Source organism: Nocardiopsis changdeensis (assembly GCF_018316655.1).
Lineage (GTDB): Bacteria > Actinomycetota > Actinomycetes > Streptosporangiales > Streptosporangiaceae > Nocardiopsis > Nocardiopsis changdeensis.
Map to the genome: position 1 here is coordinate 854,791 of NZ_CP074133.1, position 23,321 is coordinate 878,111.

Genomic DNA, 23,321 nt, shown 5'->3' on the forward strand with positions numbered 1-23,321 from the left:
GCGGATCACTCCGAGACGGCGCAGTAGTAGAAGAGTTCGTCCTCGTCCTCGTCCTCGGGCTCCCTGGGATCGGACAGGTCGACGTCCACCCCGGGCAGGGCGTCGGCGACCAAGGCGCACATCTCCTCGGAGAGGAAGTGGTGGTGCAGGTCCAGGCGCTCCAGGTGGGCGAAGGCGGCGGCCCGGTCGACGATCCCCTGCGCCCCGTCGTCGGTGAGGGTGCCCAGGGAGAGGTCGAGTTCGCGGACGCCGGAGAGCACGGGGGCGTCGGCCAGCGCGTGGACCCAGTCGTCCAGGCCCCGGACGTTGCGCACGCCCAGGCGCTCCAGGCGGGGGAAGGCCTTCCCGGACAGCAGGGGCGCGAGGTCGTCGGGGGTCGCGCCGCCGCCGTAGTCCTCGTCGCCCAGCCACAGCTCCAGGTTCCGCAGCCCGGGCAGGTCCAGGCCGACGATCCGCCGCAGGAGGTCCGGGTCCAGGCCCCCGCTCTGCACGACCAGCTCCTCCAGGTGCTCGTGCCGCCCGAACCCGATGCCGAAGCCGTCGGCGCCGCCGCGCACCGTCAGGTGCCGCAGCCGGGGCAGCGCGGCGACCAGCTCCGCGATGTCGTACTTCCTGATCCAGGAGACCGACCGCTCCGCGGGGAGGATCTCGCCGACGAACAGCGAGCGCAGCCCGGCCAGCCGGCCGGTGCGCTCCAGGAGGACGTCGACGGTCTCGTCCATGCGGGTGTCGTAGTCGTGGCCGGGCAGGTCGGCCAGGATGAGGGCGGTCACCTCCTCGACGGCGACCTCCGCGAAGAACCGGTCCAGGTAGCCGGCGACGGTCTCCAGGTGCGGCAGGCGCACCCGGCCGGCCTCGTCGCCGCGCCACACCTGGGGGGAGGAGGCGGTACGCAGCCGCCACGCGACCGACCCGGCGGCGGGCAGAGCGGGCGCGGGGGAGGGGGGAGCCCAGTCGTCCCGGACCGGGTACTCGGACCCGCGCAGAACTTCCCAGGAGGGGAAGTCGACGACGGGAAGCCCGCCGAACTCGGTGATGTGGTGATGGATGGGCATGGGGACCTCGGGGCCGGGACGGTGGAGGGAGCACGGCGGAACGCACTCCGCCAGCTGGGGTTTCGGGGGGTTCCAGGTTTAGCAGCCCCCGGCGACGTTCCGCCCCCCGGAGGGGTGGATGCACGAAAGCCCCCGCCCCACCAAGGGACGCATCCGCTCGCACCCCGGAGGAAGAACCCCGCCCGGCCGCCCCGCCCCGGACCCGAAAGCGGATAGGTGAATCAGCTGTTGTTGCTGTGCTTGGCCGCTACAGTGAGCAACACGTTCCCGGGTGGAATGTCCGTTTCTTGAGAACTCATGAATCCGACCGGTTGACGTCGCAATCCGTGCAGGTCAACAAGTCTGCTCCCCGCACACGCGGGGATGGTCCCATGGCGCACCACGGGGCGCCATTCATTCCGAACTGCTCCCCGCGCACGCGGGGACGGTCCCGGAACGGGCGGCACCCGCCAAGGGGTGCCGCCCTGCTCTTCACAGCCGTGACCGGCTGCTCCTCGCGCACGCGGGGATAGTCCCGTTCGCGTCGGCGCAGAACGCCGCGACGAACACTGCTCCCCGCGCATGCAGGGATGGTCCCTTGACCGGGCGGAGCGGCTTCGGCCGGGTGTCCTGCTCCCCGCGAATGAGAGTCGTGGCTCCCTCAGCGACCTCCACGCAGTTCTCCGTCGTGGCTCCGGAGTAGGAGGGCTTGTGCCAGATAGGGGATCGCATCGTTCACCCTCGCGGGTCAGAACTGGTCGCTGCCGACGGCCTGACCGATCGGGAAGGTATGCCGGGAGGCGGCGCAGATCGTCTCCAGGGCGTGGATGGGGACGTCGTCAGTGGAGTGGCTGACGCGCAGCACCTGCACCACCCACTCGCCGGGGATGTCGAGCAGGTCGGCCTCGTAAGGGGTCGCCGGACGCGCGGTCAGCGTCTCGACGGCGTGGTCGAACCGGTGCCCCAGGTCCTCGATGGCGGCCTGGAGGGTGGGCAGCACGAAGCCCTCACCGTCCAGGCGGGTGTTCTCACCGACGTCCACACGGAAGTACGAGGTCGAGATCCGGACCGGGACGCCGTTGGCCCAGAACATCTTGCGGCGGGCGATCACGTTGTCCCCGGGCTCGACCCGGAGACCCAGCGCGACGTGCTCGTTCGCGGGCTCCTGCCCGACGAACAGCATCTTTCGCTCGGGGGTGAGCCCCTGCTGCTCGGCCTCGGTGAGGTAGAGCGACTTGGAACCCCGTGTGCTGGGCGGGGTCGGCAGCGCCCGCTGGACGAGTACGCGCGGTCTCGGCTCGGTGGGGCCGGTGGGGGCCTTGTGGTCGGCTCCGGCCTTCTTCATCTGGGAGACCCGGCCCGGGGAGACCCCCAGATGTCGGGCGATGTCCTCCTGGAGCATGCCGCCCTGCTGAGCCTCGATGATCGCGGCCCTGCGGATACGGGACAGTTCGACGCTCTGCCCCTGCAAGGTGGTCATGGCCGCTGACGCCGCACGGGCTCTGTCCAGCGGATCGGACATGGCGGCGATGTCGTACAAAGTCCTTGCATCCAAGGCGAATCCTCACTTCGGGGTGCTCCACGGTCGACTTTAGCCCCCCTATTGCATCGGGTGAAAGGGTGGGTTACTGTCGTCACATGCGAGGCTTTAGCCCCTATAAAGCCAGCGATTGAGCACTGGCTGGTAGGCGGTGGAGCAATCGGCGATCACACCTCCAGTGTGCCCGACCCTGCTCGGCCCGAGCGTGGCACCGGGCGGTCCGGCTTGGCGGTCATGACCGCGCGGTGTCCCTCCCGACGATTGCAGCGCCGGGACTCCTGTCCGGCGCCCTTACCGGAGGTGTGCGCGTATGGCGCGATACCGCTACCTGAACTGCTCCGAACCCGTGGCCGCCCGTTGGCCGGCAGGCGAGGCCCTGCGTCGGCGGCGTCCCCGCCGGGCCGCCCGGGCCCGCGCCTACGTCACCCACCCCGCCCGGGACCTGGCCCCGCTGGCATTGGCGGTCCGCCGGTGGCTCGCCCGGCAGAACCCCACCCCGCCGACGTTCCCGCCCTTCCTCCCCGCCGAGGACACGACGCCCCTCCGTCCGCGGGTCCCGGCGCCCCGCACCAGCCCGGACTCCGACCCGGGCTTCGCCGCCGCCCTGGCCACCCGCCCCCGCATCCGGGCCCTGCGCGAAGGGACCCGCTCCCACTCGCGCACCCGACCGGAGTCCACCACCGCCAAGAGCAGGGCCGCCGCCCGGCTGCGGGTGCGCACGGCCACCATCCGGTCCACCACCCGCCGGACCTCCGACCGGGACGGATTGTGGAAGGACTCCCTGGCCGCCGCCCGCATCCTCAAGCGCAACCTCGGAAGGGCGGCCTGATGCGGCACGTGTGCGACATCCGCCAGGTGTCCTCGATCCAGACCCTCGGCTTCTGGGCCCACACCCACCGGGTGCCGCTGCGCTACCTCGGGCCCACCCTGGAGGGCCGCGCGGTCTACGCCGCCACCAGCGGCCACACCACCCGCGTGGCGATCACCGCCGGACGCGACCCCCACCCGCACCCGCTCGTCTGGCGCAGCCCCCTGGAGGACCTGTGACCACCCACCCCGCCGAGCCGGATCCGCGGGTGCGGGTCCTGGACGACCTCATCCACGGCCGCTGGGTCCTCACCCTCGAACCCGCACCCGACGGCGGCACGGAGGTGGTCGCCTACCGGCCGCCGGGCTGGACCGGACCGGATCCGCACGAGCGCCTGGCCGCACCCGACCACGCCGGGATGCGGGAGCTGCTGGCCCGCCGCCACACGACCGAAGCGAGGGAGTAGGACATGGACGATCCCGCCTACGATCCGGCCCGGGACCCGATCCCGGACGACCTCACCGACGAGGAGAAGGAAGCGGTCCGCCGCCAGGGCGAGTTCCTCGCCTGGCAGCGCTCCCAGCGTGGTGGTACCGGCCCGGAGGGGGACTGAGCCGCTCTCGGAGCGATAGGGACCGTATCTGCTCGCGACCGAGAGGAGGCCGCCCCGTTGCTCCGGCCCCGGACCTGAAAGCGGATGGGCGAATCAGCTGCTGGCGCTGTGCTTGGCCGCTACAGTGAGCAGCACGTTCCCGGGTGGAATGTCCGTTTCTTGAGAACTCATGAATTCGGCTGGTTGACGTTGTAATCCGAGCAGGTCACCGAGTCTGCTCCCCGCGCACGCGGGGATGGTCCCTTCGCCGGGCACTGGCCCGACGAGATGAGCGGCTGCTCCCCGCGCACGCGGGGATGGTCCCAAGTTGTTGACGTTTTTGATCATGGCAGCCATCTGCTCCCCGCGCACGCGGGGATGGTCCCCGCGCGAGGATGAGCGCGCGGTCTTCCCACGTCTGCTCCCCGCGCACGCGGGGATGGTCCTATGCAGGCGTCGTTGGGGACGACCGCGACCCACTGCTCCCCGCGCACGCGGGGATGGTCCCCCACCGGTAACACCGGTGCCGGCCGCTATGGTCTGCTCCCCGCGCACGCGGGGATGGTCCCAGCGACTACATCAGCCCCTCGGAGCTGACCGGCTGCTCCCCGCGCATGCGGGGATGGCTTCGGGCTGGCCCCGAAGCGCTCCGGTTCGTGTCCGGGAAACCCCTATCCCGCGTACCAGGGCGGCTCGCGGTCCAGGTGCGCGGGAAGCTCCGTCTCGGCGGGGTCCCAGGTCAGCTTGAGGTCACGGCGAAGCCGGTGCAGCTCATGGTCCGGAAACCGGCGCTGCTGCCAATACCCATCAACGTAAGGAACCGACACCCGCCCCGCGCGCCAGTAGTCGGTCGGTATCCCACCCACCACCACTTGCTTGCTCGGCGGAACCTTCCCGGCCTCGACCAAGGCACGACACGAACCGCAGGCCGAGACGGTACGGTCCGCCCCGCCCTCCGGGTTGAACCGGACCTTGTCCGTGAGCGGCCCGTGCGCGGGATCGAAGAAACAGGGCGCACCCCGGTGCGGCCTGGGCCCGCCCCGGCCGAGTGCTTCAGCGACCGCAAGAAGGTACCGGGCTTCGGCGATGTGACCGCTCGCCCTGGTGATCCCGTCAGCGGTCCGCACGGGAGCCTCCTGGTTGAAAAGCACCTGTTCGGCGGCCCAGAGGTGCCCGGTCAACACATCGCGGTCAACGACATCCCCCGCCCCGGACAGCCGCTTCGCCTCCTCGGCGGCCTGTGACCATTCGGCGGTCAGCACCGGAAGATAAGCCGCGACGACCTCCGCGTCCTTCGGCCCCTCACGAAGCTTGAACAGCACGAACCCCACCGCCGCCACCACGACGGCGACCACCACGGCGCCGGCCGTGACCAGGGCGGCCCCTATCCCTGGCCCGAGCCAGAACACGATCAGGAACGCACCCACCGCCAGCACCACCGCGGCCGCGGCCGTGGTCTGCACGACCACGGCCAGATTCAACTCCCGACGTCTGCTCACCCCAGCACCCTAGGCGATATGCGTATTTGCTCCACCGATCGTTCTGACCGCCCCCCAGCCGTTCGTCCACCCGACCGGGACCCTCAACCACCCCCGGAGGGCGTCGCTCGGCCTCCATCGCAAGGGGCGAAGGCGGCACGTACCTGTGGGGCCTGACCGAAGAGGGTTGCTCACCCACCTGGAGCCCTCAGCCACTGCCGGAGGGCGTCGCTGGGCCTCCGCCGCAGGGGGTGAGGGCCGCACGTGACCTCCTGCCCCGACCCCAGGGGGTTCGGGTAGGGCGGTACTCGGCCCGGGCTCCAGGGGGTGAGGCGGACTGTGAGGTTTCCAGGACGTCCGCCATGTGGGAACGGCGGTCTGTGGTCGCAGCCACAGGTGACTGGTTTCCAAGAGCTGAATCGCTTGGGAAGGTACAGCCGCGGAGCGTGGATCCGTCCCCGCGCAGTCGGCGTTCGGCAGAGTGCCGGGCGGTTTCGTTGGGCGCACATCCTCAGTAGTGGGGGTGCGCTTTCCGGGGACGGGTCCGCGCGAGGCGCGCACACCCGCACCGCCTGGAAAGGTTGGGGGCGCCGGCGGCGGTGCGGGCGCTCCACGCTGTCGCCTACTCCCGCGCGTGACCGCGGTACGGACGGGAGTGGGGGTGAAAGCCGCACGCACCCGCGACATCAGCCAGAGGGGGGTTGGGGAGGAAGGACCGCGACCCCCACCCCAGGGGGTGTGGCCGCACGTTCCCGCGACCCCGGCCACAGGCCGGACACCAGACCGCGCACCTCCGGCTCAAGGGGGTGAAGGCCACGCGCTCCCGCGACCTCAGCCAGTGGGGGGTTGGAGGAAGAACCGCTGCCTTTGCCCCAGGGGGTGTTGCCGCACGTCCCCTCCACCCCGGCCACAGCCCGGGCACCGGACCGCACACCTCCACCCACGGGGTGAAGACCACCCGTACACGCGGCATCAGCTATATCCATCCGGAGACGTAGAGGCGGTCCGGCTCCGCCCACCGGGCGAACGCCGCCGGGCACGCAGCCAGGTACCCCCGGGAGCCGTCCACTCCCTCAGAGAGTTCCCCGCCAGGACTCCCTCTCGCGCACAGCCACCCGCACCCAGCAGCCAGGCGAAGTCCGCAGAAGGAAATGACCGCCGCCCGAACCACCCTGTGCGGCTGGTGGGCGTGAGCCCGGACGCGGACCGCGCCCCACTCACCACCCCACCCACCACCTACTCGGTGACGGCCGTGTACCGGTGCGGCCCGTCCTTCCACTGCGCGGGCTCGCGTCGCCCGGACACGTCCACCACCGTGCCCCGCCGCCGGAACACCCCGGCCACCTGCTTCTCCACCTCTTCCGACAGGTAATGGTGGTTCAGGTCGAGGTGCCGAAGCCTTCGGAAAGCGGACGCACCGTCCACCAACGCCTGCGCGCCCTCGTCGGACAGGTCCCCCAGGGACAGGTCGAGGACGTCCAGCTCCCGGACCACCGGAGACCCCGTCAGCACCGGGATCCACTCATCGAGCCCCGGGACGTTGCGCAGACCCAGGTGCCGCAGCCGGGGGAACGCCCCACCCGACAGCAGCGGCTCCAGGCCCTCCGGCGTAACCCGTCCGCCCGCGTGCCACTCGCTCCCGAACCACAACTCCAACCGGTGCAGCGCGGGCAGCTCCGAGGCGCACACGTTCTCGACCACCTCCGGGCGCAGCCCCGCACTGTGCACGGTGAGGCGTTCCAGCGACCGGCTCTCCAGCCGTAGCCCCAGCTCCTCCGAACCGCCGCGCACCACCAGTTCGCTCAGCCCGGGCAACACGGCCACCAGCGGGGCCAGGTCGCACAGCCGGATCCAGGAGAGCTCCTGCTCCTCCGACGTGACCTCGCCGAAGAACAGCGACCGCAGCCCGGCCAGTCTCGGGGCCGCTCCGACCAGCGCCTCGACGACCGGTTCGGCGAGCATGCCGTAGGAGTCGTCGTACTCGGACAGGTAGCCCACGATGAGCGCCCGCAGCGCTTCCAGGGGCACCTGTTCCGTGAACCGGTCGAGGTAACGGACGATGTGCTCGCGGGCGTATCCGTCCTCGTCGTCCTCCGCCTCGCCCGCCTCGCCCGCCTCGCCGTCCGCCCCCTCGGGATCGTCCCTCCACGGCTCGGAGACGGTCAGCCGCCACGCGAAACCGCCAGGGTCGGCGAGCTCCGCCTCACCCGCCTGGCGCGGGTGGACGACACCCTCCTCCTCGTCCGGCACCGACAGCGGGTCCGTGAACTCCACGACCGGCAGCCCGCCGAACTCGGCCACCCGGCTCAGGTGCGACCGCGGCCCGAGCACGGTCACTCCGTCACCGCCGGGAAGCGCCAGTCCCCGTCCTGCTCCTGCCGGTCGCCGACGTTGATCTCCACACCCGCCTCTGCGAAGGCGGCGCCGACGCGGGCCTCCATCTCCTCCGACATGTAGTGGTGCTCCAGGTCCAACTTCCCCAGCTCCCGGAAGACCGGGGTGTCCAGCAGCACCTGCGCGCCCTCGTCGGTGAGGGTGCCCATCGACAGGTCCAGGGAGCGCACCCGCCCCACCACGGGCGCCTCGGCCAGGGCGCGCACCCACCGGTCGGTGTCCTCGGCGTTGCGCAACCCCAGGTGGTTCAGCTGCGGGAACGCCTCGCCCGACAGGGTGCGGGCCAGGTCGGCCGGGGTGGTGTCGCCGCGGTAGTCGTCGACGCCCAGCCACAGCTCCAGGTTCTCCAGCGCGGGCAGCTCGGCGGAGTCGATGCTTCGAGCGATCCTGGCCGGCAGGCCGCCGCTCTCCACGGTGAGGGAGCGCAGCGCGTCGTGCCGCCCGATGTCCAGGCCCAGCTGGCTCTTCTCGTGCATGTAGGGATCGCCGGTGCCGCGCACCGCGAACTCGGTGAGCCACGGCAGGGCGGCCAGGACCGGGGCCAGGTCGGGCTGGTGGATCCAGGAGATCTCCTGCTCCTCGGCGGTGAGGTCCCCGATGAACAGGGACTCCAGGCCGGTGAACGCCGCGGCGTGCTCCACGAGGGCGTCGCGGGCCGGGGCGCCGGGCTCCGGCGATTCGGAGGAGCCCGAGGCGCCGATCACCATGGCCCGGACCAGGGCCGTGTCCGCCTCCTCCACGAAGGAGGCGAAGTATTCACGGAACTCCTCCTCCGGCTCGTAGCTGTCGACCCCCAGCCACCAGGCGTAGTCGCGCACGGTGCGCAGTGCGGCGAGCCGCGCCAGGGCGTCGGGGGCCGGGCGCCGGCCGTACCGATCCGGCTCCGCGGCCATCCCCGCCGGGGAGATGTACTCGAACACCGGCAGTCCGCCGAATTCGCTGAGGTGATCGCCGATCATCAGGGTCGCTCCTGGTACAGGGGTATCGGGTGAGTCATGTGTAGCAGCCTGCGGTGACGGATCGGGGCGCCGACCCGCCGCCTATCCGACCCCCACCCCGCCGCCATCCGACCTGTCACTCCCAACTCGCCTCCACCAGGCTCACCGCGCCTGCCTCACCTCCTCCACCTACTCGGAGACCGCCGGGTAGAGCCGCCCCGGCGCCTCCCCCATACGCTCCTCCGCGTCGACCTCCGTCCCCGCGGCGGCGAAGACCTCGCGGACCCGGGCCGCCGTCTCCTCCGTCATGTAGTTGTGGTGCAGGTCGAGGCGGCGCAGCCCCCGGAATCCCGGGGTCTCCATGAGCACCCGCGCGCCCTCGTCGGTGAGGGTCCCCAGGGACAGGTCCAGCACCTCCAGACGCTCCAGGACCGGGGAGCCCGCGAGCGCCAGCACCCACTCGTCCGTCTGCTCGGCGTTGCGCAGGCCCAGGGACCGGACTCCGCCGAGGACCCGCCCGTCGAGCAGCGGGGCGAGGTCGTCGACCGTGACGGACCCGCCGTACTCCTCCACGCCCGGCCACAGCTCCAGGTGCTCCAGGGCGGGCAGGCCCGCCCCCATCACGCTGCGGGCCGTGGCGCCGGGCATGCCGCCGTTCTGGAGCGTCAGCGACCGCAGTGAAGGGTGCTCGGTCACGCCCAGGTTCAGTTCGTCCCCGCCGCCGCGCACCGTCAGGTCGGTCAGCCCCGGGTAGGCGTCCAGCAGCGGCACCATGTCGCACTGGACGATCCACGAGATCTCGCTGTCCCCGGTGGTGTACTCCGTGAAGAACAGCGACCGCAGCCCGGTGAGCCGGTCGGCGTGGTCGACGAACAGGTCCCGGTACCCCGCGGTGCTCTCGGACACCTCCAGCCCGAACCCGCCCGCGATGAGCGCCCGCACCCGCGCGGGGTCCACCCGGCCGAAGAACGCCTCCAGGTGTTCATCGAAGTCCTCCTCCCGGCACCGGCACCAGGGCCCGTGCTCGGCACAGCCGGGGTCGTGCGGCGGGCCCAGCCGCCAGGCGACCGACGCGGGGTCGGCGAGGGCCGCGGCGAAGCGCGGCTCGTCGGGACGGTGCCGCAGTTCGTCGAACGCCACCACGGGCAGCCCGGCGAACACGGGGGTGTAGTCCCAGAAGTCGACCATGTCCTCGTCCTCCTCCTGCTCTGCCTGCTCTTCCTGCTTTGCCTGCTTCGCCTGCTCCGCTCTCAGGTCATTCGCCGACGGCCGGGTAGGGGTGGCCGTGGCGGGCGTCCACGCGCTCGGACACGTCGACCTCGACCCCGGCGGCGGTGAAGGCCTCGACGACGCGGGTCCCCATCTCCTCGCTCATGAAGTGGTGGTGCAGGTCGAGGCGGCTCAGTCCGCGGAATCCGGGGACGTCGAGGAGGATCTGCGCCCCCTCGTCGGTGAGCGTGCCCAGGGACAGGTCCAGGACCTCCAGGCGCTCCAGGACCGGGGAGCCGGCGAGCGCCCGAACCCAGGGGTCGGTCTCCTCGGCGTTGCGCAGGCCCAGGGACCGCACGCCGGCGTGCACCTCGCCGCTCAGCAGCGGGGCGAGGTCCGCCGGGGTGGCGTCGCCCTCGTAGTTCTCCATGCCCAACCACAGCTCCAGGTGTTCCAGGGCCGGGTAGCGGGAGGCCAGCACCTGCCTCATCAGCGCCGCAGGGAGCCCGCCGCCCTGAAGGGTCAGCGAGCGCAGGGAGCGGTGCTCCTCCACCGGCAGGGAGAGCTCACCGGTCCCGCGGACGTCCAGGCGCTCCAGGCCCGGGAGGGCGTTCAGGACGCCGGACAGGTCACCGTGGTTCAGCCAGGAGACCTCGTACTCCTCCGCGGTGACGTCGCCGTAGAACAGCGAGCGCAGGCCGGTCCAGCGCGGCGCGCAGGCCAGCACGGCGTTCCGGACCGGCTTCGGATCGGCGGCGTTCATCGTGTCCTCGAGACTGCCGAGGACCAGGGCCGTCACCGCGGCCGGGTCCACGTCGGCGCAGAACCGCTCGTAGTACCGGGTCACGTACTCGCCCTCCTTGGACTCCAGGCGCCCGGCATCGGCCAGCCGCCAGGCGTACGCGCCCGGTGTCCGTGCGGCCGCTAGCACCGCGAGCGGGTCCCCGGCCCTGGCGCCCCAGGCGGCCAGGGCCTCCTGGGAGCGGTACTCGAACACGGGCAGTCCCGCGTACTCCGTCAGGTGGGAGCCGAAACTCAAGTCAGGGCCTTTCCAGGTCGTCGGGGGTGGTCACAGGGGAGGTTCCGGGGGCAAAGCCGGGTACAGGCTCGGATACAGGACCGGACACCCGGCCGGAGGCGAACGCGGACACCGGACCGGGCGCGGGGGCAGGCCCGCTCCCGCCCCCGGACCCGCGCCCGCCCCCGGGACGGGTTCACTCGGTGACCGTGGGGTAGATGTCGCCCTTGCTCCCCTTGAAGCGTTCGGAGGCGTCGATCCGGACGCCCGCGGCGGTGAAGGCCTCGACGACGCGGGCCTCCATCTCCTCGGACATGTAGTGCTGGTGCAGGTCGAGGCGGCTCAGCTCGCGGAAACCGGGCACGTCGAGGAGGATCTGCGCCCCCTCGTCGGTGAGCGTGCCCATGGAGAAGTCCAGGGCCTCCAACCGCTCCAGGACCGGGGCGTCGGCCATGGTCCGGACCCAGAGGTCGGTGTCCTCGGCGTTGCGCAGGCCGAGGGACCGCACGCCGACGTGCACCTCGCCGTTCAGCAGCGGGGCGAGCACCCGGGGAGTGGTGTCGCCGCCGTAGTTCTCGATCCCCAGCCACAGGTCGAGGTGCTCCAGCGCCGGGTAGCGGGAGGCCAGCACCTGTTCCACCAGCGCCGCCGGGAGCCCGCCTCCCTGGAGGGCCAGCGAGCGCAGGGAGCTGTGCTCCTCCACCGGCAGGGAGAGCTCACCGGTTCCGCGGATGGTCAGGCGCTCCAGACGCGGGAAGGCGGCCGGGATGACGGACAGGTCGCCGTGGGTGAACCAGGAGGCCTCGTACTCCTCGTACGTGAGGTCGGCGTAGAACAGGGAGCGCAGACCGGTCCAGCGGGGCGCGCACGCCAGCAGGGCGTCCCGGATGAGCTCGGGCTCGTCCATGTCCATGGTCTCCTCGTAGTTGCCGACCACCAGGGCCGACACCTTCTCCGGGGGGACCTCGGAACAGAAGCGCTCGTAGTACCGGGTCACGAACTCGCCCTCCCGGGGCTCCCAGCCCTCGGAGTCGCGCAGCCGCCAGGCGTACGCCCCAGGGGTGCGCAGGGCGGCGAGCATCGACAGCGGGTCCGTCATCTCGCGGTGCCCCCGGGGGTACTTCTCGGTCCAGGCGCGCTGCGCGGCCATTCCCTCGGGGGAGCGGTACTCGAACACCGGCAGTCCGCCGTACTCGGTCACGTGTTCGTTGAAGGCCAAGGTCGGCGCCTTTCGGGTGCGCGGTTCGGGGGGCGGGGGTGCAGAGAAGTCCAGGGTGCTTCGGGGAGGCTCAGGGTGGCGCGGGGCGGGGGAGGAGACCTCTCACTCGCCGACGGCGGGGTAGTACCGGAGGGTCCAGTCCTCGTCCTCGTCGTCCTCGGGGTCGTACTCCTCGTCTTCGTCTTCCTCGTCGTAGTCGTCGTCGGGTTCCTCCCGCTCGGACACGTCGGTCTCGACGCCGGCGGCGGTGAAGGTCTCCAGGACGAGCCGCTCCATGTCCTCGGACATGTAGTGGTGATGCAGGTCGAGGCGGCGCAGTTCGCGGAAACCCGGGACGTCGAGCAGGACCCGCGCGCCCGCGTCGGTGAGGGTGCCCTTGGACAGGTCCAGCTCCTCCAGGCGCTCCAGGATCGCGGAGTCGGCGAGCGCGCGGACCCACCGGTCCGTGTACTGGGCGTTGCGCAGCCCCAGCGACCGGACCCCGGTGTGGACCTCGCCGTTCAGCAGCGGGGCGAGGTCCTCGGGAGTGGTGTCGCCGCCGTAGTCCGGTACGCCGATCCACAGCTCCAGGTGCTCCAGGTTCGGGTAGTGGCCCGCGACCACCCGCCGGGTCAGCTCTGCCGGGAGGCCGCCGCCCTGGAGGACCAGGGAGCGCAGCGCGGGGTGTCCGTCCACCGCCAGGGCCATCCCGCCGGTGCCGCGCACGGCGAACCGCTCCAGGCCGGGCAGGGCGTCCAGGACCGGGCCGAGGTCGCCGTGGTTCAGCCAGGACACCTCGCTGTCGCTGTAGGTGAGGTCGGCGAAGAACAGCGAGCGCAGCCCGGTGAGCCGGGGCGCCTGCGCGACCAGCGCGTCGCGCACCGTCGCGGAGTCGTTCACGTTGATCGTGTCCTGGATGTTCCCGATGACCAGGGCCGTGACCTCCGGCGCGGCCGACTCGGCGGCGAACCGCTCGAAGTACGCCCCGACACCGCCCCGGTCCTTCGACGTCTCGGAGCCGTCGTCGTCGGCGAGCCGCCAGGCGTACGCCCCCGGGGTGCGCAGGGCGGCGAGCACCGCCAGCGGGTCGGCCGCCGTGTCCTGCGGGCGGTACTCGAACACGGGAAGCCCCGCGAACTCGGTCAGATAGGAGTTGAACATGAGGGGGTTCCTCGGAGTAGGGGGGAGCAGGGAACCCAGGAATAGCAGAGCCGGGTGACGAACGCGGACCGGCCGGTCGGTCCCGTGCCGCCGTGTGCCCGGTCCCCGCGGCCCTCACCGTGCCCACCGTCCTCACCGTGTGCCGGGTTCCCGCCGCCCCGCCGTGTGCCCGGCCCCCGTCGCCCTACCGCGCCCGCCGCTCCCACGGTGTGCCCGGCCCCCGCCGCCCTCACCGCGTGCCTACCGCCCCACCGTGTGCCCGGCCCTCCCCGCCCCCGCCCGCACCGCGTGCCCGGCCCTCCCCGCCCGGGCGTGGCAGCCGGACTCCACCGCCTCCTCCAGCATCCGCCGCAGGTTCGGGCACTCCAGCACGTCCCCGGACTCGCACGCCACCGCGTGCGCCACCATCTCCCGGGCCGCCCGCAGCCGCTCCAGGCGCTGGTCCAGTTCGGCCAGGTGCTCGGCCAGCGCGGCCCCGCGCCGTTCGGAGTCGGCCCCGCCCAGCTCCCGGATCCTCTCCAGGCTCATCCCGGCGTCCTGTGCGCTCAGCACCAGCGCCACCTGCAACCGCTGTTCCGGGGCGTACCGGCGCTGCCCGCCCACCCGGCGGACGGGGACCAGCACCCCCATCGCCTCCCAGTGCCGCAGCACGTGCGGACCCAGCCCGAACTCCGCGGCCAGGTCCCCGATGGACAGTTCCCCGCCGTTCCGCTTCCCGGTGCTTGACCTCATGTCCACATGAAGTTCCACACTGGGGTCCCGTGTCAAGGGGTGTTGAACGGGCATCCCGGAGAAAAGGGGAGACGACCATGGACGAGCACACGGAACGGGTCCGCGGCGACTGGAACCGGATGGCGGCCGGATACGACCGGGGCGAACGCGTGCAGCGGCTGGTCCTCGGCGGCACCCGGGCCCGGCTGTGCGGCCTGGCCCGCGGCCGGACCCTGGAGGTGGCCGTCGGTACCGGCCACGACCTGCCGTACTACCCCGACGGGATCGAGCTCACCGGCCTGGACCTGAGCCCCGCCATGCTCGCCCGGGCCCGCCGCCGGGCCGCCGCGCTCGGCCGCCCGGTCACGCTGGTGGAGGGCGACGCCCAGGAGATGCGGTTCGACGACGGGGCGTTCGACACCGTCCTGTGCGCGCTGTCCCTGTGCGCCATCCCCGACCAGCGCCGGGCGCTGGCCGAGATGTACAGGGTGCTGCGCCCCGGCGGGCGGCTGCTGCTCGTCGACCACATCGAGTACACCAAGGCCCCCTGGCGCCGGCGCGAGGCCCGCAAGGAGCGGCCGCGGCGGCTGCCCCGCGCGGTGGCGCTGGAGGTCGGGTTCGAGGTGGACCGGCACGACCGGACCGCCCTGGGATTCCTGGAGAGGGTCGTCGCCCACCGCCCCGGGCCGGCGGGGGAGGGGCCGATCGCCGGATGACACGCGGTGTCGTGGCGGGACATCCGCGCCTCCCCGGTGTGAGAGTGGTGCCATGGCCACACACAGTGAACTGCGCGATTTCTGGGAGCGCCGCCTCGAGGGCGACTGGACCGAGAGCGGTGTCGGCTACCGTGCCCTGGGGCGTCCCTTCAACACCTGGATGTACAAGGTCCGGGAGGAGGTGTTCCTGCGCCGGGTGGGGCGCCTGGGCCTCATCGACCCGAGCGTCCTGGACGTGGGCAGCGGCACCGGCTTCTACGTCCGGCTCTGGGACCGGCTGGGCGCCGCCGACGTCACCGGCTGCGACATGACCGACGCCGCCGTTGCGCGGCTGCGCGAGCGCTTCCCCGACCACCGGTTCGTCCGCCAGGACGCCTCCGACCTCGAGGCGTTCGAGGACGCCTCCTTCGACGCCGTGTCCTGCATGGACGTCCTCTTCCACATCACCGACGACGACCGCTACACCTCGGCGGTCGGCGAGTTCGCCCGGGTGCTGCGCCCCGGCGGGACGCTCGTCATCTCCGAGAACTGCCTCCAGCGCCCCGAGCAGCGCGGGGAGCACCAGGTCAACCGCACCCTGGAGTGGATCGCCGGGACCCTCGACAAGGCCGGGTTCGACCTGCGCCTGCGGGTGCCCATGCTGGTGCTCATGAACGCCCAGGTGGACGCGGCCGCGCCCTGGCGCAAGGCCTGGGGCGGGGCGCTGCGCGCCGCCACCCTCACCGCCCCCACCGGGTGGCTGGCCGGGGCCGCCCTCTACCCGCTGGAGCGCCGCCTGGTGCGCGAACGCAGGGAGAGCCCCACCACCGAGCTGCTGGTCTGCCGCCGGCGCGGCTGACACGAATCCGGACATGACGGGGTGTGCCGTCCCGGGAGGGTGGCCGCGCGTTACGGTGGGGGTCCACCTTGTGCCGGGAACGGCGGTCACGGGGACCGGACGCCCGGCGCGGCGGACGTCCTGCTCGGGAGGCGACTTTGCGACGCTCCACCATCAAGTCCGCGGTCAAATGGGGGCTGCTCGGCCTCCTGGCGACCCAGATCGCGGTGGCGGCGACGCTCATGGGCGTCAACCACTGGCGGCGGAAGGTGCGCCCGCACCGGGCGTACTTCCCGCGCACCGCCCCGGAGGCGCTCCCCGTCGGCGACACCACCGCCACGGTGTACACCTACGGCGAGGACCTGTACGAGGACATGCTCGCGGCGATCCGGGGGGCCCGGCGCCGGGTCCTCTTCGAGTCCTACATCGTCAAGGACGACCGGGCGGGGAACGAGTTCAAGCAGGCGCTCATCGACGCCGCGGAGCGCGGCGTCGAGGTGTACGTCATCTACGACGGGTTCGCGAACCTGGTGGTGCCCCGGTCGTTCTTCGACTTCCCGCCCGAGGTCCACGTGCTGCGCTACCCGGCGTTCCGGCCCGGGGTGCTGCTGTTCAACATCCGCAAGTCCGGCCGCGACCACCGCAAGATCCTCACCGTCGACGGGGAGATCGGGTTCGTCGGCGGCTACAACGTGGGCTCCCTGTACGCCACCGAGTGGCGCGACACCCACCTGCGGGTGGACGGCCCGGCGGTGTGGGAGCTGGAGAACGCGTTCGTCGACTTCTGGAACGCGAACCGGGGGGCGCGCCTGCCCGAACCCGGCATGCTGGGCGACCCGCAGTGGGACGCCCGGTTCCGGGTCCACCGCAACGTGCCCGAGCAGCTCATCTACCCGATCCGGGCGATGTTCCTGGAGGCCATCGACCGCGCCAAGGACCGGATCCTCATCACCCAGGCCTACTTCATCCCGGACCGGGAGCTGCAGCGGGCGCTGGTGGACGCGGCCGGGCGGGGGGTGGACGTCAACATCCTCATCCCGGAGAACTCCAACCACGTCCTGGCCGACTGGATGGCCCGCGGCCAGTACTCCGTGCTGCTGCGCGGCGGGGTGCGGCTGTGGCTGTACCAGGACGCCATGGTGCACGCCAAGACCGCGACGGTGGACGGGCGGTGGAGCACCATCGGCACCGCCAACGTCGACCGGCTGAGCCTGACCGGCAACTACGAGATCAACGCCGAGATCTTCGACGAGGGGGTGGCCCGGCACCTGGAGGACGTGTTCGCCAACGACCTCACCAACGCCCGGGAGCTCACCGAGCAGGAGTGGAGACGCCGGCCGTTCGCCGCGAAGTTCAGCGAGATCGTCCTCGCCCCCTGGCGGCCCTTCCTCTGAGGACGGGCGCCGGCGGATGCGTCACCGGCGGATGCCGACACCGGCGGGTGCGGGGGCGTTCGCGCTGGTAGGTTCGGTGCTTTCGGCACCCGGCTGGAAGGGCCCCGCGAACAATGGCGTTCGAGTTCGACTTCGACGACCCGTCCCTGAAGGCCGCGCTGGCCCTGCACGAGGACCAGGAGCGCCAGGGCCCCGGCTCGCGGGCCACCACGGAGCTGCTGCTGTCGCTGGCGGGCCCGCTCCCGGAGCACCCGCGGGTGCTGGACCTGGGCAGCGGGACCGGCGCGGCCTCCCTGGTGCTCGCCGAGCGCCTGCCCGGGGCGCGGATCACGGCGGTGGACATCTACCCGCCGTTCCTGCGCCGGCTGGAGGAGGCGGCAGCGGCGGCGGGCGCCGCCGACCGGATCACCGCCCGCCAGGGGTCCATGGAGTCGCTGGACGACCTGCCCGACGGGTCGGTGGACCTGGTGTGGAGCGAGGGCGCCGCCTACAACATCGGGTTCGGCGAGGCGCTGCGCTCCTGGCGGCGGCTGCTCTCGCCCGGGGGCGCCCTGGTGGTCACCGAGTGCGGGTGGACCACCGACGAGCCCTCCGCGGCGGCCCGGGCGTACTGGGACGCCGCGTACCCGCTGCACACCACCGCGGAGAACGTGGCGGCGGCGACGGCGGCCGGGTACACGGTACTGGCGACCTACCTGCTGCCCGACGCCGACTGGCTGGAGTCGTACTACGCGCCGCTGGAGGCCCGCGCCGCGCGGTCCGATCCCGGCGACGCGCACGCGGCGGCGGCCGCCGAGGACGTGCGCCGCGAGGCGGAGCTGTACCGGGCGCACGGCGGCGAGTACGGCTACGTCGGCTACGTGCTGCGCCCCCGCCGCCGGCCCTGACGCGGCGCCTGCGGGCGGGGAAGTCTCTGCCCGGCGGCCTGTCCTCCACGGCGCCCACGGGCGTCTGGGCGGCTGCTCAGCGGCGGCGCGAGCGGGGAAGCCTCCGTTCGGTGCGCGCGGGTCCCCCGTGGCGCCCACCGGCGTCCGGGCGGCCGCTCAGCGGCGGCGCGGGCGCTCGCCCGGGGGCGGGACCAGCTTGCTGGAGAAGAACGGGTCCGGGTCGGCCTTGCGCGGGCGCGGGCCGCCCCAGTGCTGCGGACCGGGGTGCGGGGTGCGGCGCAGGGCCCCGGCGATGGCCGACGGCGAGCCGCCGCGCCGGCTGGACCGGGTCTGCGACCTCGGCTCGTCGTCGTGGTCGTCGCGGCGCGCTCCGCCCGCATCCTTCATCCCGTGGCCCCCCGGATGGTGCTGCTGCTCCCGCAGCCATCATCGGTCGGTCACTCTGCGTTGTCATCACGACACGGCGTGCCGGGGAGAAGTCCGTGCCGTCACCTGGCGAACGGCCGACCGGGGCCGGGGCGCTCCGCCGCGGCGGGTCGGGTCCGGGCGGGCACGCGGCCGAAGTCCTCGTCTACGAGCCGGGAGGCCCGGCGGCGCAGGACCTGTTCCACCGGCGGGCGGGCCGGGCCCGCCGCCCGCGACAGGCGGTCGGCGGAGGCGGTGGCGTAGCGGTCCCCGGAGAGGAGCGGGAGCCCCTCCGGGGCGACCCCCGTCAGGGCCCGCGGCGGGCGGCGCACCAGGGCGACCGGGACGGACAGGCGCGGGCGCGCCACCCCCGGGAAGGACTGCCCGGAGGGTGCGACGGAAGGGGTTCGTGTCCAGTATCAGCCATTCCGCCACGCGTACCCCGTTCAATCAGGTACCGTCTGCCCCACTACTGTGCGTCCCGCTCAGCGCATGGCCCATCCCCCGCGGCCCCCGCTCTGCCGCTCCATACACGACCTGGAGCACGCCCATGTCCTACGGCGCCTATCCCCCTCCTCCCCCTCCCGTTCCGCCCAAGCCGGGCATGTCCACCGGCGCCAAGGTCGGTTTCGGCTGTCTCGGCTGCTTCGGCCTCTTTCTCTTCCTCGCGCTCCTGGGCGGCTGCATGTCGCTGCTGTCCGGCGACACCGCCGACACCTCCGCGCCGGCGGCCAGCTCTTCACCGGAAGAGCCCCCGGCCGAGGAGGCCGCCGCGGAGGAGGAGCCCGAACAGCCCGCCGAGGAGCCCGAGGAGGAGCCCGCGGTCACCATGACCGCCACCCACGGGGGCACCACCGGGGACACCCTGGACGACACCGTTTACACGGTGGTCAACGTCGAGATCGTCAACGACAGCGAGGACTCGATCGAGGTCAACCCCATCTACTTCTCCGCCGAGCTGGCCGACGGCACCGTGGTCAGCGACTGGTCGGACGCGATCTTCGCCGACCTGGACAACCCGCTGGACGCCGTCACCCTCCAGCCCGGGCAGAAGGCATCCGGCCAGATCGCCCTCGTCGGTGAGGTCGACGTGGCCGCCGTGACGATGGAAGAGCTGTTCGGCCTGGAGGACCCGGTCACCGCCACCGTCGAGTGACCCCCGCCCCCGCGGAGCCCCGGCCGTTCTCCGGTCGGGGCTCTCGTGTCGCCGGTGTCGTATGGCACGCGAGGGTCTTACGACATGAGGCGAACGATCGTGCAGGGCGATGAGGCGCGCACGCGCTTCCGCCATCTGCCCGACGAGGTGGAGGCCGACGGCTTCGTCGGGGCGCGCCGCTACGACACCCCGACCGGCGGGCCCGGGAACGCCGCGAGGGATCCGGCGCCGCACGGTGCCCACCGGCGGGATGGCGGCCACCCGCGCCGAGGCCGCCGAGTCCGGCGAGGCCCGCGCCCAGCGGGTCACTTCCACGGGCACACCGCGGCGGCCCTGCCGACGGAGCCGGGCGCGGACGCGCGCACCGTCCAGGAGAACCTCGGCCACTCCCGGATCGGCCGGACCAGGCGGTACATCCGCGCGTCCGGCGCGCTCGCCCGCGGCGGCATCGACCGGAGGGGGTCGGCACTGCTGGATGACGCGCAGAGACGTGTGGAGCCCCGGGGGTCGCGACCGGAATCGCGACCCACGGGGCTCTTCCCGCGTTGACTCTGCGATGTCCTCGCAGGTCACACCATGCGGCCCCAGCAGGATTCGAACCTGCGACACCCGCTTTAGGAGAGCGGTGCTCTATCCCCTGAGCTATGGAGCCATGCTTCGGTGGGCGGCCGACGCAGGTATGCGTTGCCCCGCCACCGGGCCAAGCCTAACCCAGGATGGGCGTACTCGGGGTGTCGAAGAGTGTCACGGCCCTCCGAGTGGGGGACTCTGCGTGCATGGCGGAGTACTCTGACCTACGATTGGTTGTCCTGGTGGCGGTGTGATGTTGTTCACGAGGGCTGTCTGGTTTGGTTCCGTTCCGTCCCCGCGCGGCGTGGTGCGGGCGGTTCGTGTGACCTACGGCACCGCAATGACCAGCGACGACATCGGCGGCCGAACGGTGCGCGCAGAACGGGGTGTTGTGCCCTCCCGGATTACGCGCGACTCGGCCGACCGTTCTCGCGTGACCGCAAGTGGACATGTAGTACGTTGCGTTGCGGCCACGGGTAGGCGTTCGAGGATTAGAAGCAGCCGGAGGAGCATTCGTGCCGTTCACCTCTGATTCGGCGCGGCGGGGACCCCGCGTATCGGAACCGGCGGATGGTGCGCCGTCCGCGGTCTCCCACCGCGGCTGGCACGCCGGGCTCGCCCGGGCCCTCACCCTGTTGCTGGTCACCGGTCTGATGGTGGTCCCGCCGCCGCCGGTGGCGATCGCGCCGGCCGCCGCCAGCCTGGAGGAGCTGCGCGAGCAGGCCGAGGCCGCCGCCGAGGAACTGGAAGACGCCACCGCCGAGTACACGGAGCGGCAGGAGGCGCTGGAGGAGGCCCAGGGCGAACTCGTGGAGACCATCCACGAGCTGCAGCAGACCGAGCTGGAGCTGGGCGAGATGCGCGAGCCGCTGGCGCAGCTGGCCAGCACCCTGTACCAGCAGCCCAGCGCCGGGCCCCTGGGCGTCCTGGTCGCCGGGGACCTCGACGAGGACCTGCAGACCCAGTCGTACGCGGCCAAGCTCTCGGAGAACAACGAGGTGCTCATCCAGGACGCCACCGACCTGCGCGACGAGCAGGTGGAGCTGGCCGGGCAGGCCCAGGAGCTGCAGACCACCACCCAGCTGGAGCAGGCGGCGCTGGGGGCCGAGGTGGAGCGGCTGCGCACGCGGTCGGAGGAGAGCACGCAGGCGCTCACCGACGAGCTGGAGGCGCGCGGCATCGACCCCGACTCCTACATGGCCGCCGCCAACTGCGACCCGAGCAAGGCCGAGCTGGCCAGCGGCTACCCCAACGGCCTGCTGCCGTCGGAGGCCCTGTGCGAGCTCTACGACGGCAAGTTCCTGCGCGCCGACGCCGCCGTGGACTTCCTCGAACTCAACGTGAAGTACATCGAGCGCTTCGGCGAGAACATGTGCATCAACAGCGCCTACCGCGACCTGCCCAACCAGCACCGCGTCTACGCCGAGCAGCCCCCCGGCTTCGCCGCGGTCCCGGGCACCAGCAACCACGGGCTGGGGCAGGCCATCGACCTGGGGTGCGGCATCCAGAACTTCCGCTCGGAGAGATGGAACTGGATGGAGACCAACGGAGCCGACCACGGCTGGATCCATCCGGCCTGGGCCAAGTCGAGCCCGTTCGAGCCCTGGCACTGGGAGTACACCCGCTGAGACGCGCTCCGCGGACCCGCCCCGGGCGGGGGCCGCGGGGATGGACCGGGGGCGGCCCGACGGGGCCGCCCCCGCGGCGTGTCAGACGGCGGTCTCCGGGACGACCTGGCTGGTGCAGGCCGGGCAGCGCTCGGCCTTCTTGTTGATCTCGGTGAAGCAGTGGGGGCACTCGCGGGTGGTGGCCTCCTCCGCCTTGACGTAGCGCTCCATCAGCTTGGCGACCGGCAGCACCACGAAGAAGTAGACGATCGACGCGGTGAGCAGGAACGAGATCGCCGCGTCGATGAACGCGCCGTACAGGAAGCGGCTGCCGTTGATCTCGAAGTAGAGGTCGCTGAAGGTGGGGATCCCGCCGAAGATGCCGATCAGCGGGGTGATGAACCCTTCCGTGAACGCGGTGACCAGGTTGGCGAAGACCGTGCCGATCACGACCGCCACCGCGAGCTGCACCAGGTTCCCCTGGAGCAGGAACTTCTTGAATCCATCCATGGCAAAAGCCCTACGTGTCTCGTTTGCTGTGCGGAACGCGCCCCCGCCGGGGGTCCGTGGCCGCACGCGCCGGGGGCACGGGACGAGGCGGGCGGGGCGCCCGGCCAGCTTTCACCACAAAAGGTCAGTGGTCAACTGCGGATGGTGATGGACGCAAGGTCAGCGGTCAGCCGCGGATGGTGATGGAAAGCCGGGAGTCGACGGCGTGCCCGGCCAGTTCCCTGGCCTCCTGTGGGCTGGCCGCGATGAGGATCAGTGCGCCGCCCTCGCCGCCGTGGTCGCTCTCGGACGGCACGGCCAGCACCGGGCGGCCCTCGACCACTTCCGCGGCCGGTCCGGCGCGGGCGGGGGCGAACTCGTCGCGGCCCCGCGCCGCCAGTACGTCCACCCGGTCGCCGGGGGAGAGCAGCGCCACCGCCCCGGGGTCGGCGACCCGCACGGGCACGGCGACCAGGCCGTCGCCGTAGGGCAGGGCGGGCGGGTCGGCCAGCCGGGCGTCGGTGACGACCTCCCCGCGGCGGACGGGGGCGTTGAGGGACCGGCCCGCGGTCGCGGCGTCCGGCTCCAGGGCGCCCCGCGGGGCGAGGGCCGTGGGCAGGGAGGCGGGCGCGAGGTCGCCGGCGGCCAGCGGCCCGGAGGCGTCCAGGTCCCGGGCGGCCACCAGGACCTCGACGGTGGCGGGCGGCGGTGGGCGCACCGCCAGGACGGCGGCGGTCAGCGCGGCGACGGTCAGCAGGGCGGCGAGGGTCCGCCGGTGCCGGTCCACGAAGCGGGTGAGCGCGCCGCGGTGCCGGTAGGGAGGGCGAGGGGGCTCGGTCATGCCCCCAAAATAAGTCCGCCGGACCCGCCCGGACGGGTTGTCCACAGGCCCTTTTCCGCCTCTTCCGGGCCCCTGCCACATCCCTGCCCCGCGCGCCCAGGGGCGGCCGGAGAAGGCCGGGTCGTTCCGCCAGGGCCCTGGAGCGATCCCGGCCGGTACGGGGTCGAAGCGGCCTCCGGAACCGCCCACGGCGTTCCCGGTAGCGGCTTCGGAGCGATTCCGGCAGGGGTGGGGGCGGAGGGGGCTTCGGAGCGGTCGGCCGACGCGGACCGCGGCGCGGTCACGGCCGAAGGAGGTTCGGAGGCGATCGGGGCCGGACGCACCGCGCGCCGCCGAGTCACTCGGCGGCGCGGAGGAG

The 23,321-nt window shown here is 72.5% G+C and carries 24 protein-coding genes, 1 tRNA gene and 1 CRISPR repeat array; of the genes, 10 read left to right on the forward strand and 15 right to left on the reverse strand.

All coding sequences use genetic code 11. The annotated features are described in order from the left end of the window. Positions 1-5 precede the first annotated feature (5 nt). Together KGD84_RS04080 and KGD84_RS04085 are read right to left on the reverse strand one after the other, a co-directional pair. Entirely contained in the window at positions 6-1,055 is a 1,050-nt protein-coding gene (locus KGD84_RS04080) for an STM4015 family protein (protein ID WP_220564778.1), read from the reverse strand. Between the two features lie 727 nt (positions 1,056-1,782). Then, a complete protein-coding gene (locus KGD84_RS04085) occupies positions 1,783-2,514 on the reverse strand; it encodes a GntR family transcriptional regulator (RefSeq protein WP_255647030.1) in 732 nt (243 codons plus the stop codon). A 370-nt stretch (positions 2,515-2,884) separates the two neighbouring features. On the opposite strand from KGD84_RS04085, the gene KGD84_RS04090 reads away from it, so the two are divergent. The 4 genes from KGD84_RS04090 to KGD84_RS04105 are packed head-to-tail and all read left to right on the forward strand — an operon-like array spanning position 2,885 to position 3,995. After that, the gene (locus tag KGD84_RS04090) at positions 2,885-3,403 is read left to right on the forward strand and encodes a hypothetical protein (RefSeq protein WP_220565944.1); all 519 of its coding nucleotides are present in this window, start codon (positions 2,885-2,887) and stop codon (positions 3,401-3,403) included. Further along, positions 3,403-3,621, forward strand: a complete 219-nt coding sequence (locus KGD84_RS04095; RefSeq protein ID WP_220564780.1) for a hypothetical protein — start codon at positions 3,403-3,405, stop codon at positions 3,619-3,621. Before KGD84_RS04090 ends, KGD84_RS04095 begins: the two co-directional genes overlap by 1 nt. Continuing rightward, positions 3,618-3,848, forward strand: a complete 231-nt coding sequence (locus KGD84_RS04100) for a hypothetical protein (RefSeq protein WP_220564781.1) — start codon at positions 3,618-3,620, stop codon at positions 3,846-3,848. The genes KGD84_RS04095 and KGD84_RS04100 overlap by 4 nt, the downstream gene beginning before the upstream one ends. A 3-nt stretch (positions 3,849-3,851) precedes the next feature. After that, positions 3,852-3,995 carry a hypothetical protein gene (locus KGD84_RS04105; RefSeq protein ID WP_220564782.1) on the forward strand — a complete coding sequence of 48 codons (144 nt, stop codon included), beginning with the start codon at positions 3,852-3,854 and terminating at the stop codon, positions 3,993-3,995. Between the two features lie 214 nt (positions 3,996-4,209). Continuing rightward, positions 4,210-4,604: direct repeats of the CRISPR family, unit length 29 nt; unit sequence CTGCTCCCCGCGCACGCGGGGATGGTCCC. A 41-nt stretch (positions 4,605-4,645) separates the two neighbouring features. Here KGD84_RS04105 and KGD84_RS04110 read toward each other — a convergent pair. The 8 genes from KGD84_RS04110 to KGD84_RS04145 all read right to left on the reverse strand — a co-directional run bounded on the left by KGD84_RS04110 (position 4,646) and on the right by KGD84_RS04145 (position 14,102). Continuing rightward, complete coding sequence (locus tag KGD84_RS04110) at positions 4,646-5,443, reverse strand: hypothetical protein (protein WP_220564783.1); 798 nt, start codon at positions 5,441-5,443, stop codon at positions 4,646-4,648. A 1,245-nt stretch (positions 5,444-6,688) separates the two neighbouring features. Next, positions 6,689-7,783 carry an STM4015 family protein gene (locus KGD84_RS04115; protein WP_255647031.1) on the reverse strand — a complete coding sequence of 365 codons (1,095 nt, stop codon included), beginning with the start codon at positions 7,781-7,783 and terminating at the stop codon, positions 6,689-6,691. 2 nt (positions 7,784-7,785) lie between these two features. Beyond that, positions 7,786-8,805, reverse strand: a complete 1,020-nt coding sequence (locus tag KGD84_RS04120; protein WP_220564784.1) for an STM4015 family protein — start codon at positions 8,803-8,805, stop codon at positions 7,786-7,788. Between the two features lie 168 nt (positions 8,806-8,973). Next, entirely contained in the window at positions 8,974-9,972 is a 999-nt protein-coding gene (locus KGD84_RS04125) for an STM4015 family protein (protein WP_220564785.1), read from the reverse strand. Positions 9,973-10,039: 67 nt separating this feature from the next. Then, positions 10,040-11,032: an STM4015 family protein gene (locus tag KGD84_RS04130; protein ID WP_220564786.1), complete on the reverse strand. Its 993-nt coding sequence runs from the start codon at positions 11,030-11,032 to the stop codon at positions 10,040-10,042. 175 nt (positions 11,033-11,207) lie between these two features. Further along, positions 11,208-12,230: an STM4015 family protein gene (locus KGD84_RS04135; protein ID WP_220564787.1), complete on the reverse strand. Its 1,023-nt coding sequence runs from the start codon at positions 12,228-12,230 to the stop codon at positions 11,208-11,210. Between the two features lie 102 nt (positions 12,231-12,332). After that, positions 12,333-13,370: an STM4015 family protein gene (locus KGD84_RS04140; protein ID WP_220564788.1), complete on the reverse strand. Its 1,038-nt coding sequence runs from the start codon at positions 13,368-13,370 to the stop codon at positions 12,333-12,335. A gap of 240 nt (positions 13,371-13,610) precedes the next feature. Beyond that, positions 13,611-14,102: a MerR family transcriptional regulator gene (locus tag KGD84_RS04145; protein WP_220564789.1), complete on the reverse strand. Its 492-nt coding sequence runs from the start codon at positions 14,100-14,102 to the stop codon at positions 13,611-13,613. A 77-nt stretch (positions 14,103-14,179) separates the two neighbouring features. Here KGD84_RS04145 and KGD84_RS04150 point away from each other — a divergent pair, with 77 nt between their 5' ends. From KGD84_RS04150 to KGD84_RS04165, 4 genes are all read left to right on the forward strand, one after another. Next, positions 14,180-14,797 (forward strand): class I SAM-dependent methyltransferase, encoded by a 618-nt coding sequence (locus KGD84_RS04150; protein ID WP_220564790.1) that lies wholly within the window; start codon positions 14,180-14,182, stop codon positions 14,795-14,797. Positions 14,798-14,849: 52 nt separating this feature from the next. Continuing rightward, complete coding sequence (locus KGD84_RS04155; RefSeq protein WP_220564791.1) at positions 14,850-15,635, forward strand: class I SAM-dependent methyltransferase; 786 nt, start codon at positions 14,850-14,852, stop codon at positions 15,633-15,635. Positions 15,636-15,772: 137 nt separating this feature from the next. Continuing rightward, positions 15,773-17,008, forward strand: coding sequence for a phospholipase D-like domain-containing protein (locus tag KGD84_RS04160; protein WP_220564792.1), 1,236 nt, complete (start codon positions 15,773-15,775; stop codon positions 17,006-17,008). Positions 17,009-17,121: 113 nt separating this feature from the next. Then, positions 17,122-17,895: a class I SAM-dependent methyltransferase gene (locus tag KGD84_RS04165; RefSeq protein WP_220564793.1), complete on the forward strand. Its 774-nt coding sequence runs from the start codon at positions 17,122-17,124 to the stop codon at positions 17,893-17,895. A gap of 156 nt (positions 17,896-18,051) precedes the next feature. On the opposite strand, the gene KGD84_RS04170 is transcribed toward KGD84_RS04165, so the two are convergent. Beyond that, complete coding sequence (locus KGD84_RS04170) at positions 18,052-18,282, reverse strand: calcium-binding protein (protein WP_220564794.1); 231 nt, start codon at positions 18,280-18,282, stop codon at positions 18,052-18,054. A 101-nt stretch (positions 18,283-18,383) separates the two neighbouring features. Then, positions 18,384-18,668, reverse strand: coding sequence for a hypothetical protein (locus KGD84_RS04175; RefSeq protein WP_220564795.1), 285 nt, complete (start codon positions 18,666-18,668; stop codon positions 18,384-18,386). A 182-nt stretch (positions 18,669-18,850) separates the two neighbouring features. Between KGD84_RS04175 and KGD84_RS04180 the strand changes: the two genes are divergently transcribed. Next, on the forward strand, positions 18,851-19,456 hold the full coding sequence (locus tag KGD84_RS04180) for a DUF4352 domain-containing protein (protein WP_255647032.1): 606 nt from the start codon (positions 18,851-18,853) through the stop codon (positions 19,454-19,456). Positions 19,457-20,035: 579 nt separating this feature from the next. Here KGD84_RS04180 and KGD84_RS04185 read toward each other — a convergent pair. After that, a tRNA-Arg gene (locus KGD84_RS04185) sits at positions 20,036-20,108 on the reverse strand. A gap of 433 nt (positions 20,109-20,541) precedes the next feature. Here KGD84_RS04185 and KGD84_RS04190 point away from each other — a divergent pair. Further along, entirely contained in the window at positions 20,542-21,654 is a 1,113-nt protein-coding gene (locus KGD84_RS04190; RefSeq protein WP_255647033.1) for a D-alanyl-D-alanine carboxypeptidase family protein, read from the forward strand. 81 nt (positions 21,655-21,735) lie between these two features. On the opposite strand, the gene mscL is transcribed toward KGD84_RS04190, so the two are convergent. Next, the gene (gene mscL, locus KGD84_RS04195) at positions 21,736-22,143 is read right to left on the reverse strand and encodes a large conductance mechanosensitive channel protein MscL (protein ID WP_220564796.1); all 408 of its coding nucleotides are present in this window, start codon (positions 22,141-22,143) and stop codon (positions 21,736-21,738) included. Between the two features lie 166 nt (positions 22,144-22,309). Next, complete coding sequence (locus tag KGD84_RS04200) at positions 22,310-22,963, reverse strand: CpaB family protein (RefSeq protein WP_220564797.1); 654 nt, start codon at positions 22,961-22,963, stop codon at positions 22,310-22,312. Positions 22,964-23,321: the final 358 nt, after the last annotated feature.

Coding starts and splice junctions, on each gene's coding strand:
- KGD84_RS04080 (WP_220564778.1), bottom strand. CDS start 1,055: ATGCCCATCCATCACCACATCACCGAGTTCGGCGGGCTTCCCGTCGTC.
- KGD84_RS04085 (WP_255647030.1), bottom strand. CDS start 2,514: ATGACCACCTTGCAGGGGCAGAGCGTCGAACTGTCCCGTATCCGCAGG.
- KGD84_RS04090 (WP_220565944.1), top strand. CDS start 2,885: ATGGCGCGATACCGCTACCTGAACTGCTCCGAACCCGTGGCCGCCCGT.
- KGD84_RS04095 (WP_220564780.1), top strand. CDS start 3,403: ATGCGGCACGTGTGCGACATCCGCCAGGTGTCCTCGATCCAGACCCTC.
- KGD84_RS04105 (WP_220564782.1), top strand. CDS start 3,852: ATGGACGATCCCGCCTACGATCCGGCCCGGGACCCGATCCCGGACGAC.
- KGD84_RS04120 (WP_220564784.1), bottom strand. CDS start 8,805: ATGATCGGCGATCACCTCAGCGAATTCGGCGGACTGCCGGTGTTCGAG.
- KGD84_RS04125 (WP_220564785.1), bottom strand. CDS start 9,972: ATGGTCGACTTCTGGGACTACACCCCCGTGTTCGCCGGGCTGCCCGTG.
- KGD84_RS04140 (WP_220564788.1), bottom strand. CDS start 13,370: ATGTTCAACTCCTATCTGACCGAGTTCGCGGGGCTTCCCGTGTTCGAG.
- KGD84_RS04145 (WP_220564789.1), bottom strand. CDS start 14,102: ATGAGGTCAAGCACCGGGAAGCGGAACGGCGGGGAACTGTCCATCGGG.
- KGD84_RS04150 (WP_220564790.1), top strand. CDS start 14,180: ATGGACGAGCACACGGAACGGGTCCGCGGCGACTGGAACCGGATGGCG.
- KGD84_RS04155 (WP_220564791.1), top strand. CDS start 14,850: ATGGCCACACACAGTGAACTGCGCGATTTCTGGGAGCGCCGCCTCGAG.
- KGD84_RS04165 (WP_220564793.1), top strand. CDS start 17,122: ATGGCGTTCGAGTTCGACTTCGACGACCCGTCCCTGAAGGCCGCGCTG.
- KGD84_RS04170 (WP_220564794.1), bottom strand. CDS start 18,282: ATGAAGGATGCGGGCGGAGCGCGCCGCGACGACCACGACGACGAGCCG.
- KGD84_RS04180 (WP_255647032.1), top strand. CDS start 18,851: ATGTCCTACGGCGCCTATCCCCCTCCTCCCCCTCCCGTTCCGCCCAAG.
- mscL (WP_220564796.1), bottom strand. CDS start 22,143: ATGGATGGATTCAAGAAGTTCCTGCTCCAGGGGAACCTGGTGCAGCTC.
- KGD84_RS04200 (WP_220564797.1), bottom strand. CDS start 22,963: ATGACCGAGCCCCCTCGCCCTCCCTACCGGCACCGCGGCGCGCTCACC.